We start from the raw sequence: 17,014 nt of genomic DNA on the forward strand, positions 1-17,014 counted from the left end.
CTTGAAGAAGAGACATCTTCCGCGCAGTTACTTCGCTTGAGAAGCTATCACGGGAGGCCGACACCATGAATCACACCGACACCGACACCGCCGCCGTCACCGCTGTCCGTGCCCTGCTCGACGGACTCACCGACGCGTGGAACCGCGGTGACGGAGCCGCATACGGTGCCCGATTCACCGACGACGCCACCTACGTCACCTACATCGGCACCGTGTACCGCGGCGGCGACGAGATCGGCGCCGCCCATCAGGCCCTGTTCGACAGCTTCCTCAAGGGCACACGCCTGGCGAGCGAGGTCGACGGCATCCGCTTCTACGGCCCCGACGTCGCCGTGGTCATCACCCGCGGCGACACCTACAAGGGCACATTGGGCAAGCTCACCAAGGTCCAGACGTACACCGTGATCCGTCAGGCCAACGGCGAATGGCGCGTCGCGGCCTTCCAGAACACCAAGCACAAGTCCCTGATGGAGGCCTTCAACTTCACCGTCCAGCCCGGCGCCCGGCCCCAGTTGCCGCGCTGACCCGCCGGCGACCACACATCCGCCACCCCCGTCACGCCGATGACCGACCGATTGCGAGCCTCCAGGCATGACTGTTGAAGTGACCTCCGGGACATCCGCGCCCTCACCGGCCGTCAGGCCGCGGCCGCGCCGGCGCCGGAACCGACTCAAACGCGTGTTACTGATCGTGGGGTCGGTCCTACTGGCCCTCGGGCTGCTGCTCGGCAGCGGCGCCATCTGGCTGTACACCAGCGCCGACGTCAGCACAGTGGGCAAGGTCGACTTCACCAACGAACTGGCTGTCCCCCCGCTGGCGCCCTCCCGCCTGGACGAGCGGGGCCGCAGGGTCTTCGACCTGCGAATGCAGCAGGGTGCCACGACGTTCCGGAGCGGGCGCACGACGAAGACCTGGGGATTCAACGGCAGTTACCTGGGCCCCACACTGCGCGCCAAGCGCGGCGAGAAGGTCATGGTCAACGTCGACAACAAACTCCCCGAAGCCTCGTCCGTGCACTGGCACGGCATGCATCTGCCCGCCAGGATGGACGGCGGACCGCACCAGATGATCGAACCCGCCGCCCGGTGGTCGCCCAGTTGGACCATCGACCAGCCCGCCGGCACCCTGTGGTACCACCCGCACCCCCACGGCAAGACCGAACGGCATGTTCAGCGGGGTCTCGCCGGAATGTTCATCCTTGATGACCCCCAGGCCGGCCGGCTCGCCCTGCCGAAGGACTACGGCCAGGACGACATCCCGCTGATCGTGCAGGACACCCGGTTCAAAGACGGCGGATCCTTCGACTTCGGCCGCGGCATGTTCTCCTCCAGCACCGGCTTCCTCGGCAACGAGATCCTGGTCAACGGCACCCTCGGCCCCTACAAGACGGTCGATCGCGAACTGGTGCGCCTGCGCCTGCTCAACGCCTCCACCGCCCGGATCCTGAACTTCGGCTTCGACGACGACCGTGATTTCTCTCTGATCGCCACCGACGGCGGCCTTCTCGAGCGGCCGCACGCGCTCAACCGCATTCCCCTGTCCCCCGGAGAGCGGGCCGAGATCGTCGTCCGTGTGAAACCCGGTGAACGGACCGTCCTGCGCAGCTACCCGCTCGACATCGGCCTCGATTTCTGGGATCAGCGCATGAACGGCGGCGACGACTCCTTCGACGTCCTCCAGCTCCGCGCCGCCGGCACACTCCGCGACTCCACCGAGCTGCCACGCGAACTCACCCGACTGGACCTGCCGACCGGCGCACACCCGGCGCGCACCCGGCAGTTCGAGCTGCTGGGCGTCGAGATCAACGGCAAGAGGATGGACATGGAACGCATCGACGAGGTCGTGACGCGGGGCACGGAAGAGATCTGGGAAGTCACCAACGCCGACGGCGCCGCGCACAGCTTCCATGTGCACGACACCAGGTTCAGGGTGCTGGACGTCAACGGCAAGACACCACCCGCGCCGCAACGCGGACCCAAGGACACCGTCCTGGTCCGCCCGCAGACCACCGTACGCATCGCCCTGCGGTTCGACGGCCCCGCCGACCCGGACACCCCGTACATGTACCACTGCCACCTGCTCTACCACGAAGACGCCGGAATGATGGGGCAGTTCATCGTGGCCGAACCAGGCCAGAAGGCGGGGAAGAGCCCCCGCCATGACCTCGGCCACAACCACCATCATGAGTAGCCGGCCCGCGGCCACCGGGAGCGGAGCCGCTCCACGCCGCGCCGGATACCGCCCCGGGAGCCTCAAGCCCTTCCCGCGTGTCGACGACTCCCGATGACCGGGCTGTCACCGTTGCGCGCGCAGATGATCACGGCGGGCGGTGACCAGAGCGCGCTAAGGCTTGTCCGGTGGATCACCGCGGGCTCACGAAGGCCCGCATCTCATGGCGACTGCTGATTCGTAGCCGAGCCGCGCACTATGTCCCAGTTGTGGAGATCATCCACCTGCAGATCGGTGGGCGAGGATGACGCCGCCTGGCTAGGGTCGGCCCATGCGTACTCCCACTCCGATCGAGCAACGGCTGCTCAAGACCCAGCAGGAGTTGCAGGACTGCCCACACCTGGCGGTGGACCGGTCGTCGACCGGCGAGCTGGGCCAGATCTTCGATCTGATCCCCTCCGGCTGGCCAGGGGCCGAGCTCTGCTCCGAGTTGCGTGTCATCGACAACACCCCGCTCACGGCGGCAGGGCAGCTCGCGGCGATCCGGATCCAGCGGCACACCGACCCCCTGGAAATCTGGTACTACGACATGGACATGAACGAGGTCGAGGGGTGGGGTCAGCAGTTGGTGCGGCTGGACCTCACCTACACCGGATACCTGGAACAGTTGGTGCTGACCAAGGGAACATACGGGTGGCAGTACCTGTTTACTGATGAGCTCCCATTCACCGATCCCTACTTCAAGAACTTCCGCACCGGCCTCGGGGCGATGCTGGACCACTTTCCCGGGCTCTTCCCCGCCTGGGACTACACCGACCTGCGGCGGCGCTTCGCCGCCCGATTCGACTGATGTCACCACGCGGCTCGGCGCATGCGTGCGCTTCCTCGGTGCCAGGCCCGGCGCGCGTGATGGATCTCGGGGCTGCCGTAGTTGTCGGCCCAGCCGGCGGCCCCGGCATACCGCAGGCGGTGGGCACTCTCACAGGGGCCAAGGCGAGGCGGAAGACCCGCAGAGCCTTGGTTGCCTCAGGCATCTCCACGGTGCCCTCCAGGGACTGTCCGGGCAGGTGCTCACCGCAAGCGTGAGCATCCGATCGCCTCCTCCAGCCGGTGACAGGCAGGCCACCTGCGTCGGCCTGGTATCCACCCCGGGCAGTGCCGGGCCCCGGCGGCATGCTGATGGGCGCGGCATGATGGGGAATCGACGCCGACCATGGACCAGTCGATCCCGCCCTCCGCATCAGCATCGGCATCGGCATCGGCCTGAACAGCCCGCAGGACTCTCTCCCATGTGCCGCCAGCTGACCATCTCCGATGCTGGTGCTCAAGCCGGGCCCACCCCGATCCGACAGATCACCTCGCCCCACGCTGGCCGGAAACGACACCAGCCTGGGGGGTGTCCGATGGGTCAGCGCGCCTCGGGTGCGTCGGTCAGCGTTCCGCCGCGGGCCACGCGGCCAGTGCCAGTTCGGCGACCTCGCTCAGTTCGGCAGCCGTGGCACCGTCCCGGGCACGCTGCGACATGCCCTGGATGACGGCCGCGAAGTATCCGGCCAGGGCCCGGCAATCGGCCTCGGCAGGCAGCTCGCCCGCCTGTTGCGCCGCCCGCAGGCGGGCCTCGAACCCGTCCACGTTCCTGTTGCGCAGGTCGCGGAGGAAGGCCTGCACCTCGGCGTCCTGGGGCGTGACGTTGGTGGCCGCACTGATGGTCAGGCAGCCGGCCGGATGGGAGGGGTCGGGATAGATGACGGCCGCCTCGCGCAGGATGCGGGCGATCGCCCCGTAGGCCGTGGGCTCCTCCTGGAGCGCCACGCCCGCGAAGGCGCCGACGGGTGAGTGCCCGTAGCTCTCCACCACCTCCTTGAAGAGGGATTTCTTGTCCCCGAAGGCCGCGTACAGGCTTCCGGGCCGGATCCCCATCGCCGCGGTCAACTCGCCGATGGAGGTGGCCTCGTAACCGCGCTCCCAGAACAGGCGGGTGGCCGCCGCCAGTGCCGCGGTGCGGTCGAAGGTCCGCGGCCGGCCTCGCTTCACAGGTGTCTCGCTCACCCCACCATTTTAGAGCGTGCGCTCAAGAACGTGCGCTACCTTCTTTCTTGAGGAATCACTCAACAAACAGAAGGCGGTCAACTCTCATGGCTACACACCCACTTCAGGGCAAGGTCGCGCTGGTCACCGGCGGCAGCAGGGGCATCGGCCGGGCCATCGCGGAGCGTCTCGGCCGGGACGGCGCCACCGTCGCCGTTGCCTTCGCCCGCGACGAGTCGGCGGCGGACGAGGTCGTCGCACGCATCCGGAAGGACGGCGGCCGGGCCTTCGCGCTGCGGGCGGAGCTGGGCCGGCACGGCGACGCCGCCGCCCTGTGGGCCGCCTTCGACGCCCGCGCCACCGAGCACACGCCCGGCGCCGCGGTCGACATCATCGTCAACAACGCCGGGATCGCCCGGAGCTCGGACCTGTCCAACCTGACCGAGGACGACTTCGACAAGGTCTTCGCGGTCAACGTACGGGCACCGTTCTTCATCGTGCAGGAGGGCCTCAAGCGGCTGCGCGACGGCGGGCGAATCATCAACATATCCAGCGGCGCGGCCCACCTCGCCATGCCGGAGGCCATCGCCTACGGCGCCACCAAGAGCGCCCTCGACAACTTCACCCTCAACCTCGCCAAGGAACTGGGCGCCCGGAGCATCACCGCGAACTCGGTCGCTCCCGGGATCATCGACACGGACGTCAACGCAGGCTGGCTGCGCGACAACGCCGCAGCGCAAGCGCACGCGGCCTCCCTGGCCGCACTGGGCCGGGTCGGGCAGCCCGAGGACGTGGCCGGCATCGTGGCCTTCCTCGCCTCGGACGACGCGCGCTGGGTCACCGGCCGGGTGATCGACGCCACGGGCGGTTCCGGACTGTGACCCGCCGCGCCGGGCGGCGGCGAGCCCCGGCGGCCGCCATCCGAAGGGCCCCACGGAGATCATCCGGGCGAGAACGCCCCGGCCCTCGCGCCACGCTGTGGCCCCGGACACCGCGAGACGGCTCACCCAGGCTCATCCACGAGAGCCAAGAAAATTCAGACCGCGATGTCGAGAACCCGTGGCCGGCTCCGTCCTCGTTATGAAAGCGACCACAATGGGTCGCACAGCACCGAGGAGAGACACGATGGCCAAGTACCTGCTGCTCAAGCACTACCGCGGCGCCCCGGCTGCGGTCAACGACGTGCCCATGGACCAGTGGACGCCGGAGGAGATCTCGGCGCACGTCCAGTACATGCAGGACTTCGCGGCCCGGCTCGAGGGGACCGGCGAGTTCGTCGACGGTCAGGCGCTCGCCCCCGAGGGGGCGTGGGTCCGGTACGACGGTGAGGGCCGCCCGCCGGTCACCGACGGCCCGTTTGCCGAGACCAAGGACCTCATCGCCGGCTGGATGGTGATCGACGTCGACAGCTACGAGCGCGCCGTCGAGCTGGCCGGGGAACTGTCGGCCGCCCCCGGGGCCGGCGGGAAGCCGATCCATGAGTGGCTGGAGGTGCGCCCCTTCCTGACCGCGACGCCCACCATCACGGAGTGCCACTGAGGTGAACGAGGTCCTGCTCCGGAGCCTCACGCCGAGCGTGCTCGCCATCCTCGTCCGCCGCGGAGCCGACTTCGCGGCGGCCGAGGACGCCGTGCAGGACGCGCTGGTCGAGGCGGTCCGCGTCTGGCCGACCGAACCGCCGCGGGATCCGAAGGGCTGGCTGGTCACCGTGGCCTGGCGCAAGTTCCTCGACGCGACCCGCGCGGACGCCGCCCGCCGCCGGCGTGAGGACCGCGTCGAGGAGGAGCCGGCGCCCGGGCCCACGCCCGCGGTGGACGACACGCTCCAGCTCTACTTCCTGTGCGCCCACCCCTCGCTGACGCCGTCGTCCGCGGTCGCGCTCACGCTGCGCGCCGTCGGAGGGCTCACCACCCGCCAGATCGCGCAGGCCTACCTTGTGCCCGAGGCGACCATGGCCCAGCGCATCAGCCGGGCCAAGCGCACCGTCTCCGGCGTTGGGGTCTCCCCTGTTCGAGCGAAGCCGAGAGCTCGGGGAAGGTTCGACCGGCCCGGCGACGTCTCCACCGTGTTGCGCGTCCTCTACTTGGTCTTCAACGAGGGCTACTCCGGCGACGTCGACCTCGCCGCCGAGGCCATCCGGCTCACCCGGCAACTCGCGGCCCAGGTCGACCACCCCGAGGTCGCGGGGCTGCTCGCCCTCATGCTGCTCCACCACGCCCGGCGCGCCGCCCGAACCGCGCCCGACGGCCGCCTGGTGCCGCTCGCCGAGCAGGACCGCGGCCGGTGGGACACGAAGCTGATCGCCGAGGGCGTCGAGATCCTGCAAGCGGCCCTCGCCCGCGACCAGCTGGGTGAGTTCCAGGCCCAGGCCGCCATCGCGGCACTCCACGCCGACGCGCCCACCGCCGAGGAGACCGATTGGGTACAGATCGTCGAGTGGTACGACGAGCTCGCGCGCCTGACCGACAGCCCGGTCGTCCGGCTCAACCGCGCGGTGGCCGTCGGCAAGGCCGACGGACCACGTGCCGGCCTGGCGGCGCTCGCGGCGCTGGACGACTCACTGCCCCGCCACACGGCGGTGGCGGCGTACCTCCACGAGCGCGACGGCGACCTGGCCACGGCGGCACGCCTGTACGCCGAGGCGGCCCGAAAGGCCCCCAACCTCGCCGAGCGCGACCACCTGACGCGCCAAGCCGCCCGGCTCAACGCCCACCGGTCTCACTGACGGGTCGCGCTCGGATTCTCCCGCGGCCCTGGGCGCGGCCCCGTGGCCAGAGCGGTCACCTCACAGCTTTACGACCTCCGGTATCGGAAGACGAACACGTAAGCTCACTGTCCCGCCGTTCGGTCACTCAGCGTGATCTCTAGACGGAGGCATCTCATCCACCCGAGATGCACCCCACCTCGTCACACTTAGACGACATCTCATTTGGCGAGTCTGCGGTAACAGATGAGGGTGCAGGCGATGCCGGTGAAGGCGGAGAAGTGCTCGGCTTTGCGGTCGTAGCCTCGGTGGAGGCGACGGCAGCCGGCGAGCCAGGACATGGTGCGTTCGATGGTCCAGCGGTGCCGGCCCAGTCGCTGGGAGTCTCGATGCCCTTGCGGGCGATGCGGTGGGTGATGCCGCGCTTGCTTATCCATCGCCGCAGGTGGGAGTAGTCGTAGCCCTTGTCGCCGTGCAGCTTGCCTGGCCTGCGTCGTCCGGGCCCTCGGCGGGACCCGTCAGGTCCCCCTTTTCAGAGCCCGCATGTTCACCGAGTCGATCGCACAGCGGGACCAGTCCAGCTCGCCACGGGAGCCGAGCTCGTCGAGGACCAGGCGATGGAGCTTGGCCCACACCCTCGCCCTGGTCCACTCGGAGAAGCGCCGATGGGCCGTGGCTCCGGATGGCCCGAACGAAGCAGAGGGCAACTGCTGCCACGTACATCCCGACGTGGCCACGAACACGATCGCTGCCAGCACTTCCCGGTCGCCGTGCCGGCGTCGCCCACCACCCTGCGGCCGCGACGGCGCCTCCGGCACCACGCGCTGGAACAACTCCCACAACTCGTCCGGCACCAGCCGCTCAACGATCCCCACCACGACCGACAGCCTATCGAGCCATCCAAATGAGATGACTTCTTACGAGTGGGATCGAATCCCTGCCGGGGGATGCTCGGCTGTGCCGGGTGGCGCTGTCCCCGCAGGTCAGCGCCACCCGGCCTTCCGCCTGGCCAGCCCTCCTGCCAGTGGATGCCGCTCCGTCCGTTCACGCATCGCGCACGCAGATCGGCCCAGGCGGGCCGTCCCTGCCGGTCATGCATCGAAGGGGAGGTCGCAGGTCGGATCTGTACAGGTCAGCGCGTGGCGACCGTGCACCGGCGACGCACGTACACCGCCGCGCCGGCGGCCGCTGCCAGGGCCGCGGCCCCGGTGGCGGCTACAGGCTGCCAGGATGTCCCGGCCGCTGGACTCGCGGACGGGGCGGCCGCCTGAGCGGGCTGGTCCTCGACCAGGCCGGGGTACCCGCCGGCCAGGCCCTTGCGGTCGTATTCCGAGCCGGGCAGTTTGTCGCCGTAACGGGCGGAGACCAGCTTCTGGTAGGCGGCGAGGGTGATGGCGCGCTTTCCGCCGAGGCCGGTGGTCGCCGCCTTGTTGAGCGGTTCGATCATGCCTTCGGCGGTGATGCGGTACCAGGCGTGGATCTGCGGCTCGGTGAAGGTGCGGGCCTTGGGGGTGCCGCGTTCGGCCAGGCCGACCTCGACGTCCCCGTCTCGGATGCCGGCCAGCTCCCAGCCCTCGGCGCCGACGTTCTTCGTGCCGCTTCCCGTGGTAGCGGCGTTCCCCCGGGGCGCGAGCAGTACGGCGGCCTGGTGGCCGTCGGAGGCGGTCACCCGGGAGGCCAGATAGGCGAGCCGCAGCACGGTCTGCGGGGTCGTCTTGGTCTTGCCGGCCACGAACTCGGGGCTGATCTCGAACATCGGCACCGGGGCCTTGAGCTCGAACCGGGGTGGCGCGCCGGCTGTGGCGGGGTCCTTCCCGGGGGTGGCGAGGGTGCCGCCGTCCGCGTTGGCGGCGCTGGCGGGCTGCCGGGTCGCGACCAGGAAGCGGGAGACGGTGTCTCGGAGCTGGTCGCTGCGGAGGGTCTGCTGGGCGGATTGGTAGCCCGCGATGCCGTCGCCCTCCGCGCCCTGCGCGGAAACGTTTCCGCACAGGGTGGCGGCGAGCGCGGTCACGGCGAGGACGGCTGCCCGGGCGGCCGCGCGCTTGGTGCGTCGCATGGTCTGCATGGTCGGTCTTCTCCTCAGCCCTGGATGCCGATGCGGGAGTGGGTCCACTGGAACGAGTTGTTGTTCACGTAGGTGGAGTAGTTCCACCAGGTGTAGGTCTGGGTGGTCTGCCAGGGGTCACCGACCGCGATCATGTTGCTGGTGCTGTCGTAGCCGTAGATGACGTTCATGTGGCCGCCCCCGCTGCGCCAGCCGAACCGGACGGCGAACGGCCGGCCTGCGGCGATCTCGGCGTTCGACTCGCTGAACGTCGCGTTGCGGTTCAGGCTGCGGCCACTGCTGCTCAGCCCCAGCCTGGCCAGGCCACCTGCCATGTCCTCCAGTGTCGCGGGCTGGTTGTTGCAGTCCACCCAGCCGCTCTGGGCGGCGAGTTGGCAGAATCGCTCCTGGCTGACATCGCGGCCCCAGTACTTGGCGATGGTCACGCCGGAGGCGTCCCAGCACCACTGGCTCCTGACCTGCTTCTGCATGTCGATCTTTAGCGTCTTGGAGTTCGTGCCGGGGTTGGGCTGGGTGGGTTTCGGGTTCGGGTTCGAGCCGCAGACCGGCAGGCCGGTGGTGTTCTCGTGGATGAACGCGTCGGCGATGTAGTACGAGCCGGTGTAGATCCAACGCGGGTTGTTCTCCACGGTGTCCCCGGTGGTCCGGCAGGACATCTGGATCTTGTCGCCGGCCTTCGAGGAGCCGTTGACCTGGGCCGAGAGGGACGGCTTGGCCCGGTGGTTGATGGTCTTGTAGTTGCCCTGCCCGCCGATGACCGTGCCGCTGACCGCATCGGCCTGGGCGAGGGCGCCGAAGCCGTACAGCAAGCCGCCGGAGAGTGCTGCGGTGATCGCGGCTATCAGCACCTTCTTGCGGCGGGGCGTGCGACGTTTGTGCATCATGCTCCTTGAAGTGGGGGGTGACTCGCCTGCCCGGCAACCCGGTCGTCCGGGCTACGGGGGCAGGTCTCCAGGGGACGCGGCTGCGGCCCCGGTTCGGTGTCGCTCGACGGCTGATGGTCAGTCAGTAATGGGCCGAGCGAGGATGGTTGCTCGCCGGAGCGGCGGCGCGGGGGGCGGCCCGAAAGGGCGGGGTCGATGGAGCGACCAGGGGGCCTGCTTGGCACTCGCCCGCGGCGCGTGCCCGCAGGCCGGTGCGCGGCACGCCGTCCGGAGGATCGGCCCCGAGGCAACCGCCCGGGCTACCCCGTCCCGCCTGGACTCGGGCGGTCGAAGCGTCACCCGACGAGACGAGGACCGGCCCTGCGGTCCGCACGCCTGTGAAGACCACTGCGTCCGGCGGCATACGGGTGTTGTGCCGCTGCTTGACCACTTCTCCCGCGACCGGGCATATCGGCACCGCTTTCCTTGAGTGGATTGGGTGCCGGGAATCCTGCCAGAGAGATAGCGGGATTTGGGCGCCGTTGATTTGCCTGCAAAGATGTCAACAATTCAACCATCAAGGGAGAGGCAGGATGATGGAACGTCAAGTTTCTTAAGCCGCCGACAAGTTGGCCACCATGAAATCATTGGTCCAGGCCATCTCGGCGGCCCAGCAGGGCCGGGCCTTTGCATAAGTTTGACGGTTCACGAGCGTCATTAGACGCTCCGTCAAATAGCTAAAATTGCCTAGAGTGCATGCTGCGTGACTCATAATCACATTCCAATTGGGGAATTGCCTCATGTTTTGCATGAATTGGGGCGAGCGTGAAGAAGGACGCGAAGAAGGCCGAGGCGGACGCCGGCTGCAGGAGCGAGAGCCGCCGACGGCCTGGGCGATTGATGGGCGAGTGGGAGGCCGGATGGGCGACTCGCGATGAAGGCGGCCATCGCTCAGATGGAGCCCTACCGCCGCATTGTGGGTCCGGCTACGCGGCAGCGCGTCCGCTCCACGCTGCGGGCCGCGCTGAACGCCGCGATCGCTCAGCAGCTGATCACCTTCAACCCGGCCGCCCACGTCGGGCTGGAGGCCGGCAAGCGCCCCAAGGCGCTCGTGTGGACCGAAGAGCGCATCCTGCACTGGAAGCGCACCGGCGAGAAGCCCTCCCCCGTGATGGTCTGGACGCCGGAGCACACCGGCCTCTTCCTCGACCACGTCGCAGAGGACCGGCTTTACGCGCTGATCCACCTGATCGCCTTCCGCGGGCTGCGACGGGGTGAGGCGTGCGGGCAGAAGTGGACCGACACCCACCTGGACGCCGGCCTCATCACCGTCGCCCAGCTGCGGTCCGCGATGCGGGCGTTCTCCACGTTGTTGGTCACGAAGACGGCGGCCTTGCCCGCGGCGAGCTCCTTGAAACGGCTGATGACCAGGTGTTCGGCGCGCGGGTCCATGGCGGAGGTCAGCTCGTCCAGTATCAACATGACGGCGTCGCGGTAGAAGGCGCGGGCGACCGCGATCCTCTGCCACTGACCGCCGGACAGGTCGGTGCCGCCCCAGTTGGAGCCGGCGACCAGGGTGTCGAGCCCGTACGGGACCTTCACGATGACACTGTCCGCGCCGGCTGCCCGCCCGGCGTCCGGAAGCAGGGCGTCGGCGGCGGTGCGGGGCTGGCCGAGGTGGATGTCGGCGCGCAGGTCCATGGGCCAGCGGGTGTGGTCCTGCGGCACCAGCCCGACGCGGGACCACACGCTGTGCGGATCGGCCTCGGCGAGGTGGGGTCGGTGCCGTCCCAGGCCACCGTGCCGGTGCTGGCGACGCGCAGTCCGGTGCGCAGGGTGGACAGGGTGGTCTTGCCTGAGCCGTTCTCGCCGACCAGCGCGATGAGTTCGCCTTGGCGGAGGGTGAGGCTGATCCCGTCGACCGCCGGGCGGTCGGCGCCGGGTAAGTGTAGGTGACGTCCTTGGCCTCGATCACGGCGGGCGCCCCGACCGGGATCATCTCGGTTCCGCGTTCGGCGCGCAGGACCTTCGCCTGGCGCAGGAACGCCTGCCAGTCCTCCACGTACAGGCTGGTGCGGAACAGGCGGGCGGCGGCCATGACCAGGGAGGTCAGCGCGCCGGTGGAGGTGCGGACCGCGACGACGGCGGTGGCGGCGAGGGCCAGGTCCATACGGCCAATGGCTGCCAGCCAGCCGAGCGCGGCCCAGATCGCGGCGAGCATCAGGCCGCTGACCGTGGCGCCGAGCAGGGTGACTCGCAGGACCCGCGGGGCCGCGCGACGGTGGGTGGCCTTGATCCGGTCGGTGATCTCGCGGTACCAGCTGGTCAGGAAGGGCCATGGTGGTGGCGCGGACTTCGGCGGCGGTGCGGCGGTCGGTGGAGTAGTACCGCAGCAGGTGGCGCAGGTGGTTGTCCGAGATGTTCTGGTAGTCGGCGCGGTGCTGGATACGCGCCGTGGCGACCGCGGCCGCGCCCTTGGGCACCACGGCGAGCGCGAGCAGCGGCAGCAGCAGCAGCGGGTGCAGCACCGTCAGGACCCCGGTAGCGGCGATGAGCTGGGCGAGTACGGAGAGGAGAGCCTGGGCGTCGCCGATGAGGTTCTCGGTCGCCTCGACGCCCTTGCCGGCGACCCGGAGCCGGTCGGCGAAGCCGGGCTGGTCGTACCTCTCCAGCTCCACCTCCGGGGCAGCGGCCAGGATCTGGAGGTCCGTCTCTGTGGCGACCTCGGGTGCGAGGCGGGCGGCGGCGTATACGGCGAGGGCGTCGGCCCCCGGCCCGGACCCCGGTGGCGACGGCGACCACGATCAGCGAGCTGGTAGCGGCGCTCACCCGGTCGGCGACCGGGGCGTCGGCGAGGAGGTGGTTCATCGCGCCGGGCAGGGCCGCGAGCACGACGGCGGAGGAGATGGCGACGACCAGCTGGCAGAGCGCGAGCCAGAGCATGGCGGGCCGGTCGGCGGCCCAGCCGAGGCGGGCCGCGACGGTGAGCGTACGCGGGAGTCGGGCGGCCATCTACCACCAGGACGCGCTTGCGATGTCCTCGAAGCGGGTCGCTTTGGTAGCCGACCTGCTGCGGGGACGCGGAGGAGCGCCGCCTGACGGCCTTCTGCAGTACATCGCCCGCGAAGGCGCCGAGGCCAGCGCCGAGGGCACATCGAAATGATCTCGATGGAGGGTCAGGAAGAGCCGGTCGAACCTCGGCTTGGGGTACGGCTCTCCAGTACCAAGAGCAGGCGCGACAAACTCATCACCCAGGACCAGCGGACCGCGCTGACGGAGCTGGGCGTGCAGTGGGCGTGGACCACCACTCGAGGGGCGGACCGACCAGGCAACCCGCACCACCGCCCTCCCGGATCGATCCCAGAAGTGCGGTGGTGCACAGCTGTTCGGCTGCGTACCTGGGGAGTGGGCTCTGCATCCAGCCTGGAACCCAAGATCGATTGTCAGTGGTGGGTGAGAGGATCGGAGCATCGAGTCGGAAAAGGGGGAGCGGTCATGTCCGGAAACCAGAACTACATCAATCACGTTGCTCTTGTGCTGGATGCCAGTTCGTCCATGACACACCTGAGCCGCAAGGTCGTCGAAGTCGCCGACCAGCAGATTGCATATCTGGCCCGCCGATCGAAGGAACTGGACCAGGAAACCCGCGTCACGGTGTACGTCTTCGCAGACAAGGTGGAGTGCGTCATCTACGACAAGGACGTGCTGCGGATGCCGTCCCTGAAGCAGCTGTACCGGGTCCGTGGAATGACGGCTCTGCTGGCGGCCACACTGAAGTCGCAGCGGGAGCTGGCGCAGACGGCGCAACTGTATGGCGACCACAGCTTCCTGACGTTCATACTGACCGACGGACAGGAGAACGCAAGTCATCGCTGCCTGGATGCCCCTACCAGGGATCCGCGTGAGCTGGTGCAGGCCGTGGCCAAGATGATGGAGACTCAGGAGGACAACTGGACGCTGGCCGTCCTTGTGCCGGATCAGATGGGGAAGCGCGAGGCCATGCAGTGCGGTTTCCCGAAGGACAACATCGCCATCTGGGACGCCACGAGCACACAGGGTCTGGAGGAGGCCGGGCAGGTCATCCAGCAGGCCACCGAGAAATTCATGGTGGGCCGCGCCCAGGGCATCCGGGGATCGCGGGCGGTATTCTCCACGGGCGCCGCGGCGGTCAACAAGGACACCATCAAGGCAGCCGGTCTCACCCCGGTGAATCCGTCGAAGTACCAGCTGATTCCGGTGAATCGCGAAGCGGCGATCCGGGACTGGGTCATCGAATGCGGGCACACTTTCCATACAGGTTGTGCGTTCTATCAGCTGAGTAAGTCGGAGAAGATCCAGGCGCGGAAACAGATTGCGGTGCTGGAGAAGAAGACGGACCGGGTGTACACAGGGCCGGAGGCCCGAGCCCTACTCGGCCTGCCGGACACGGAAGTCCGCGTCAAGCCCGACCACAACGACGACTTCACGATCTTCGTGCAGAGCACCAGCGTGAACCGGAAGCTCGTACCGCACACGCGGCTACTGCTGATGATCTGACGCCTTGGAAGCCCCGCCGGCCCGACTGGCGGGGCTGGTCGGCCTCGGTCCGGAGTGGGCAGCAGCGCGACGTCGCCGTGCGGGGGCGGCCCCGGCCGCGCTGTGCCCCGTCACTGGAACCGGGGCCTGTCCCGCCCGCTCCATTCCGGCACGGGAGGGCGAGGAACGGCACGGGACAGGATCGAGCCCAGGGCCTGTCCGGCGGATCCTTCCGGGCCCGGCGCGCCTGGCACGGTTACGTTGTCGAATCACCCCAGTGCGCCCATGGCCAGCCCCAGGCTCCTGTCCCCCAGTGCTGGGCCGCACCAAGGTCGGGGGACAGTCACGCAAGAGATGGCCACCGATCGGCGGCCCACTCCAGGATGGCGGCCCGCCGAGTGGTGTAGCAGTTTGGGTTTGTTCATGCTCAGCAGCAGCGATTGTCTGCTGGTTTGAACGGCAGTTGCCAGCCGGAAGCGGCGGGGATGTTCACGAGAAATGACGTCAGTGCGTGGGTGCCAGTGCGATTCGGCGAGTCGTTGGTTGGTCATCTCAACGAGGTCGGGCTGAGCGGGTCCGGCGTGATCGGCTAACGTCTGGGCTTCTGGGCTGAGCCTTGATCGGTTGAGTGGGCCGTTCGGCGTGGGGGAGTTTGTCTTGGCTGTTCCGTGGGAGCTGGTGATCTCGAGCGCGGGTGGTGTTGCCGCCACGGTCGTAGGTGTTGTCGCCGGTGGTGTCGTCGGACGGCGGGGCCAGAATCAGCAGTGGATCAGGGACAACCGGACGGCGGCGTATGCGGCCTTCTTGCAGGCATTCGCCACGCTGGAGATGGAACTTCGTGAGGCGTTCCTCGAGGACGGGCCCCATACCGCTGATTGGGTGCCGTGGCACTCGGCGCTGACGATGATCAGTCTGGTTGCGCCGCGTGAAGTGGCGGCGGCTGCTTCAGAGCTGACGGGGGCCGTGGGACGCTTCGCGGAACTGGTCGACAGCTCGCCCAAGACGCGCGAGGACTTGCAAGGGATCCACACTGCCCTGGTTGAGGGCCAGATGCGTTTTGTCAATGCGGCTCGTGCCTCGCTGGACGGATCGCAGCTGCCGCTCAACTGGCAGCTTGGTGGCCCGCCCCCGTGGCATGAGATCGAGCCGTATGCCCCAGGTCCGTCGGTGGACGGATCCGTATAGTTCAGAAGCCGTCAGGTCTGCTCCTCATGGTGGAGATGGCGTGAGTATGTGCAGATCTTCAAGGGGTTCCACCGGTTCCTGTAGGCCCGCAAGGGCGGCCGAGATCGAGGCCGCGTTCGGCGTCCGACTGGTCTGCCCGATCGACGAGTTCAACGCGTCCCGCCATGTCGGTGACGACTCGCCGACCCTGCTGCCGCCGCCGACGCCGGAGCCGGTGGCCGAGTTCTTCGACTTCATGAAGCAGCGGATCGCGACCGCGGGGAAGTACGGACCCGCTGCCCGGGACTACGCGATGTTCCGAACGCTGTATCACGCCGGACTCCGCTCGGAGGAGGCATCGCTGCTGGAGAAGCCTGACCTGCACCGAGCGGTAGCCCGTGGCCTGGGAGATGCCGGCGTCGCGCGCCAGGCAGTGCACGCGGCCGCGTTCGCGGAACCAGCGCAGGGACCAGGACGGCTTGGTGGAACGGGCCGAGTGCCCGGCTGCCGCGCGGGGTGCCGATCCGCCGCGGGTGTGCGGCCAGCAAGCGTGAGAGGTGGTCCACGATGTGGCGCGGGACGTCGAGCGTGGCGACATACGTGACCAACGTGAAGCCTCTGGTGGTTGCGGACATGATCTTGTGGCGAGACCTGTCCTACCAGGGGCTTTAAGTACGTCTGCGGTCAGGTGTGGTCCGTCCGGCTCGCCTTCGCCAGGCGGTAGTTCACACCGCTTCGCGCAGGTCATTTCGCTGAGAGAACGTCACTGGCCGGCCCGTTCTTCCCAGAGCTCGGCGGACGAGCCGGCTAACGCGCCACGCGGTAGCGGAGGTAGACGACTCTCGAGCTGAAGGTGCGGGTCTCGACGAGTTCGAGGTCCACCCGGCGCTCGCGTTGGGGAAAGAACGGAATGCCACCGCCAACCAGCACCGGGTAGACCATGGCCCGGTACTCGTCGATCAGACCCGCCGCGGCCGCCTCGGCGGCGAGAGTCGCGCCGCCGATCGCGATGTCGCCCTCCCCCGGCTCGGCTCGCAACCGCTCGATCTCCTCCGCCAGGCCGCCGGAGGCCAGGCGGGCATTGCCCTGCACCGCCGACAGTGTGGTGGAGAACACCACCTTTGGGAGCGGCTTCCAGAGCGCGGCCCACTCGAGCATGGAGTCGTCGAGCGAGGGATCCTGGTCGGCGGTCTCCCAGTACAGCATCGTCTCGTACAGCCGTCGTCCCAACAGGTGGACGCCGACCTCTCGAATCTCGTCGATCCAGAAGCGAAAGACCTCCTCGTCGGGCGCCGTCCAGTCGAAGCCGCCGTCCGGCCCGACGATGTAGCCGTCAAGTGAGACGCTCATCGAATAGGTCACGCTGCGCATCAGAAGCCCTCCTCGGTAACGGGTTCGACAGTACGACCGCCGGACGCCGCAGGACTCATCGCGGCTCGCGGGATCCCGTGGGCCGAGTCACCTCACGAGATCATTTCGTTGAGGAAACCTCAGTGACTACACAAC

18 protein-coding genes and 3 pseudogenes are annotated in these 17,014 nt (G+C 68.6%); 11 read left to right on the forward strand and 10 right to left on the reverse strand.

Going from position 1 to position 17,014, the window contains the following annotated elements:
• The first annotated feature begins 65 nt into the window (after positions 1-65).
• The 3 genes from ACQUSR_RS00295 (at position 66) to ACQUSR_RS00305 (ending at position 3,019) form a co-directional block, all read left to right on the forward strand.
• Entirely contained in the window at positions 66-524 is a 459-nt protein-coding gene (locus tag ACQUSR_RS00295; protein WP_431040488.1) for an SgcJ/EcaC family oxidoreductase, read from the forward strand.
• Positions 525-678: 154 nt separating this feature from the next.
• Positions 679-2,190, forward strand: coding sequence for a multicopper oxidase family protein (locus tag ACQUSR_RS00300; protein ID WP_431040489.1), 1,512 nt, complete (start codon positions 679-681; stop codon positions 2,188-2,190).
• Positions 2,191-2,500: 310 nt separating this feature from the next.
• On the forward strand, positions 2,501-3,019 hold the full coding sequence (locus tag ACQUSR_RS00305) for a hypothetical protein (protein WP_431040490.1): 519 nt from the start codon (positions 2,501-2,503) through the stop codon (positions 3,017-3,019).
• A 230-nt stretch (positions 3,020-3,249) separates the two neighbouring features.
• Here ACQUSR_RS00305 and ACQUSR_RS00310 read toward each other — a convergent pair.
• A pseudogene (locus ACQUSR_RS00310) lies at positions 3,250-3,489 on the reverse strand (IS5/IS1182 family transposase); the annotation flags it as partial.
• Positions 3,490-3,600: 111 nt separating this feature from the next.
• The gene (locus ACQUSR_RS00315) at positions 3,601-4,218 is read right to left on the reverse strand and encodes a TetR/AcrR family transcriptional regulator (protein ID WP_431040491.1); all 618 of its coding nucleotides are present in this window, start codon (positions 4,216-4,218) and stop codon (positions 3,601-3,603) included.
• 86 nt (positions 4,219-4,304) lie between these two features.
• Here ACQUSR_RS00315 and ACQUSR_RS00320 point away from each other — a divergent pair, with 86 nt between their 5' ends.
• The 3 genes from ACQUSR_RS00320 (at position 4,305) to ACQUSR_RS00330 (ending at position 6,922) form a co-directional block, all read left to right on the forward strand.
• Positions 4,305-5,078 (forward strand): SDR family oxidoreductase, encoded by a 774-nt coding sequence (locus tag ACQUSR_RS00320; protein ID WP_431040492.1) that lies wholly within the window; start codon positions 4,305-4,307, stop codon positions 5,076-5,078.
• Between the two features lie 244 nt (positions 5,079-5,322).
• A complete protein-coding gene (locus ACQUSR_RS00325; protein WP_431040493.1) occupies positions 5,323-5,736 on the forward strand; it encodes a YciI family protein in 414 nt (137 codons plus the stop codon).
• Between the two features lies 1 nt (position 5,737).
• Positions 5,738-6,922 (forward strand): RNA polymerase sigma factor, encoded by a 1,185-nt coding sequence (locus ACQUSR_RS00330; protein ID WP_431040494.1) that lies wholly within the window; start codon positions 5,738-5,740, stop codon positions 6,920-6,922.
• A gap of 200 nt (positions 6,923-7,122) precedes the next feature.
• Here ACQUSR_RS00330 and ACQUSR_RS00335 read toward each other — a convergent pair whose 3' ends face one another.
• The 4 genes from ACQUSR_RS00335 to ACQUSR_RS00350 all read right to left on the reverse strand — a co-directional run bounded on the left by ACQUSR_RS00335 (position 7,123) and on the right by ACQUSR_RS00350 (position 9,850).
• The gene (locus ACQUSR_RS00335; RefSeq protein WP_431040495.1) at positions 7,123-7,338 is read right to left on the reverse strand and encodes a transposase; all 216 of its coding nucleotides are present in this window, start codon (positions 7,336-7,338) and stop codon (positions 7,123-7,125) included.
• 81 nt (positions 7,339-7,419) lie between these two features.
• Entirely contained in the window at positions 7,420-7,779 is a 360-nt protein-coding gene (locus ACQUSR_RS00340; RefSeq protein ID WP_431040496.1) for a transposase, read from the reverse strand.
• Positions 7,780-8,033: 254 nt separating this feature from the next.
• The gene (locus ACQUSR_RS00345; protein ID WP_431040497.1) at positions 8,034-8,966 is read right to left on the reverse strand and encodes a hypothetical protein; all 933 of its coding nucleotides are present in this window, start codon (positions 8,964-8,966) and stop codon (positions 8,034-8,036) included.
• Between the two features lie 14 nt (positions 8,967-8,980).
• Positions 8,981-9,850, reverse strand: a complete 870-nt coding sequence (locus ACQUSR_RS00350) for a papain-like cysteine protease family protein (RefSeq protein ID WP_431040498.1) — start codon at positions 9,848-9,850, stop codon at positions 8,981-8,983.
• Positions 9,851-10,754: 904 nt separating this feature from the next.
• On the opposite strand from ACQUSR_RS00350, the pseudogene ACQUSR_RS00355 reads away from it, so the two are divergent.
• Positions 10,755-11,168, forward strand: a pseudogene (locus ACQUSR_RS00355) (site-specific integrase); the annotation flags it as partial.
• Here ACQUSR_RS00355 and ACQUSR_RS00360 read toward each other — a convergent pair.
• Together ACQUSR_RS00360 and ACQUSR_RS00365 are read right to left on the reverse strand one after the other, a co-directional pair.
• Positions 11,060-11,530 (reverse strand): ATP-binding cassette domain-containing protein, encoded by a 471-nt coding sequence (locus tag ACQUSR_RS00360; RefSeq protein ID WP_431040499.1) that lies wholly within the window; start codon positions 11,528-11,530, stop codon positions 11,060-11,062. The pseudogene ACQUSR_RS00355 and the gene ACQUSR_RS00360 overlap by 109 nt on opposite strands.
• Complete coding sequence (locus ACQUSR_RS00365; protein WP_431047291.1) at positions 11,428-11,883, reverse strand: ATP-binding cassette domain-containing protein; 456 nt, start codon at positions 11,881-11,883, stop codon at positions 11,428-11,430. The genes ACQUSR_RS00360 and ACQUSR_RS00365 overlap by 103 nt, the downstream gene beginning before the upstream one ends.
• Here ACQUSR_RS00365 and ACQUSR_RS00370 point away from each other — a divergent pair.
• From ACQUSR_RS00370 to ACQUSR_RS00385, 4 genes are all read left to right on the forward strand, one after another.
• Positions 11,791-12,648 (forward strand): hypothetical protein, encoded by an 858-nt coding sequence (locus ACQUSR_RS00370; RefSeq protein WP_431048001.1) that lies wholly within the window; start codon positions 11,791-11,793, stop codon positions 12,646-12,648. The genes ACQUSR_RS00365 and ACQUSR_RS00370 overlap by 93 nt on opposite strands.
• Positions 12,615-12,992, forward strand: a complete 378-nt coding sequence (locus ACQUSR_RS00375) for a hypothetical protein (RefSeq protein WP_431040500.1) — start codon at positions 12,615-12,617, stop codon at positions 12,990-12,992. The genes ACQUSR_RS00370 and ACQUSR_RS00375 overlap by 34 nt, the downstream gene beginning before the upstream one ends.
• 332 nt (positions 12,993-13,324) lie before the next feature.
• Positions 13,325-14,365: a VWA domain-containing protein gene (locus ACQUSR_RS00380; protein WP_431040501.1), complete on the forward strand. Its 1,041-nt coding sequence runs from the start codon at positions 13,325-13,327 to the stop codon at positions 14,363-14,365.
• A gap of 636 nt (positions 14,366-15,001) precedes the next feature.
• Positions 15,002-15,529, forward strand: coding sequence for a hypothetical protein (locus ACQUSR_RS00385; protein WP_431040502.1), 528 nt, complete (start codon positions 15,002-15,004; stop codon positions 15,527-15,529).
• Between the two features lie 367 nt (positions 15,530-15,896).
• Here ACQUSR_RS00385 and ACQUSR_RS00390 read toward each other — a convergent pair.
• Both ACQUSR_RS00390 and ACQUSR_RS00395 read right to left on the reverse strand, forming a co-directional pair.
• Positions 15,897-16,116, reverse strand: a pseudogene (locus ACQUSR_RS00390) (IS5/IS1182 family transposase); the annotation flags it as partial.
• A gap of 199 nt (positions 16,117-16,315) precedes the next feature.
• Complete coding sequence (locus ACQUSR_RS00395; RefSeq protein ID WP_431040503.1) at positions 16,316-16,879, reverse strand: dihydrofolate reductase family protein; 564 nt, start codon at positions 16,877-16,879, stop codon at positions 16,316-16,318.
• Between the last annotated feature and the right edge of the window lie 135 nt (positions 16,880-17,014).

The organism is Streptomyces sp. P1-3 (assembly GCF_050613155.1).
Classification (GTDB): Bacteria; Actinomycetota; Actinomycetes; order Streptomycetales; family Streptomycetaceae; genus Streptomyces.

Excerpts from the sequence above, each read along its gene's own strand:
- ACQUSR_RS00295 (WP_431040488.1), top strand. The coding sequence starts at position 66 with ATGAATCACACCGACACCGACACCGCCGCCGTCACCGCTGTCCGTGCC.
- ACQUSR_RS00305 (WP_431040490.1), top strand. The coding sequence starts at position 2,501 with ATGCGTACTCCCACTCCGATCGAGCAACGGCTGCTCAAGACCCAGCAG.
- ACQUSR_RS00320 (WP_431040492.1), top strand. The coding sequence starts at position 4,305 with ATGGCTACACACCCACTTCAGGGCAAGGTCGCGCTGGTCACCGGCGGC.
- ACQUSR_RS00325 (WP_431040493.1), top strand. The coding sequence starts at position 5,323 with ATGGCCAAGTACCTGCTGCTCAAGCACTACCGCGGCGCCCCGGCTGCG.
- ACQUSR_RS00335 (WP_431040495.1), bottom strand. The coding sequence starts at position 7,338 with ATGGATAAGCAAGCGCGGCATCACCCACCGCATCGCCCGCAAGGGCAT.
- ACQUSR_RS00345 (WP_431040497.1), bottom strand. The coding sequence starts at position 8,966 with ATGCAGACCATGCGACGCACCAAGCGCGCGGCCGCCCGGGCAGCCGTC.
- ACQUSR_RS00350 (WP_431040498.1), bottom strand. The coding sequence starts at position 9,850 with ATGATGCACAAACGTCGCACGCCCCGCCGCAAGAAGGTGCTGATAGCC.
- ACQUSR_RS00360 (WP_431040499.1), bottom strand. The coding sequence starts at position 11,530 with ATGGACCTGCGCGCCGACATCCACCTCGGCCAGCCCCGCACCGCCGCC.
- ACQUSR_RS00380 (WP_431040501.1), top strand. The coding sequence starts at position 13,325 with ATGTCCGGAAACCAGAACTACATCAATCACGTTGCTCTTGTGCTGGAT.
- ACQUSR_RS00395 (WP_431040503.1), bottom strand. The coding sequence starts at position 16,879 with ATGCGCAGCGTGACCTATTCGATGAGCGTCTCACTTGACGGCTACATC.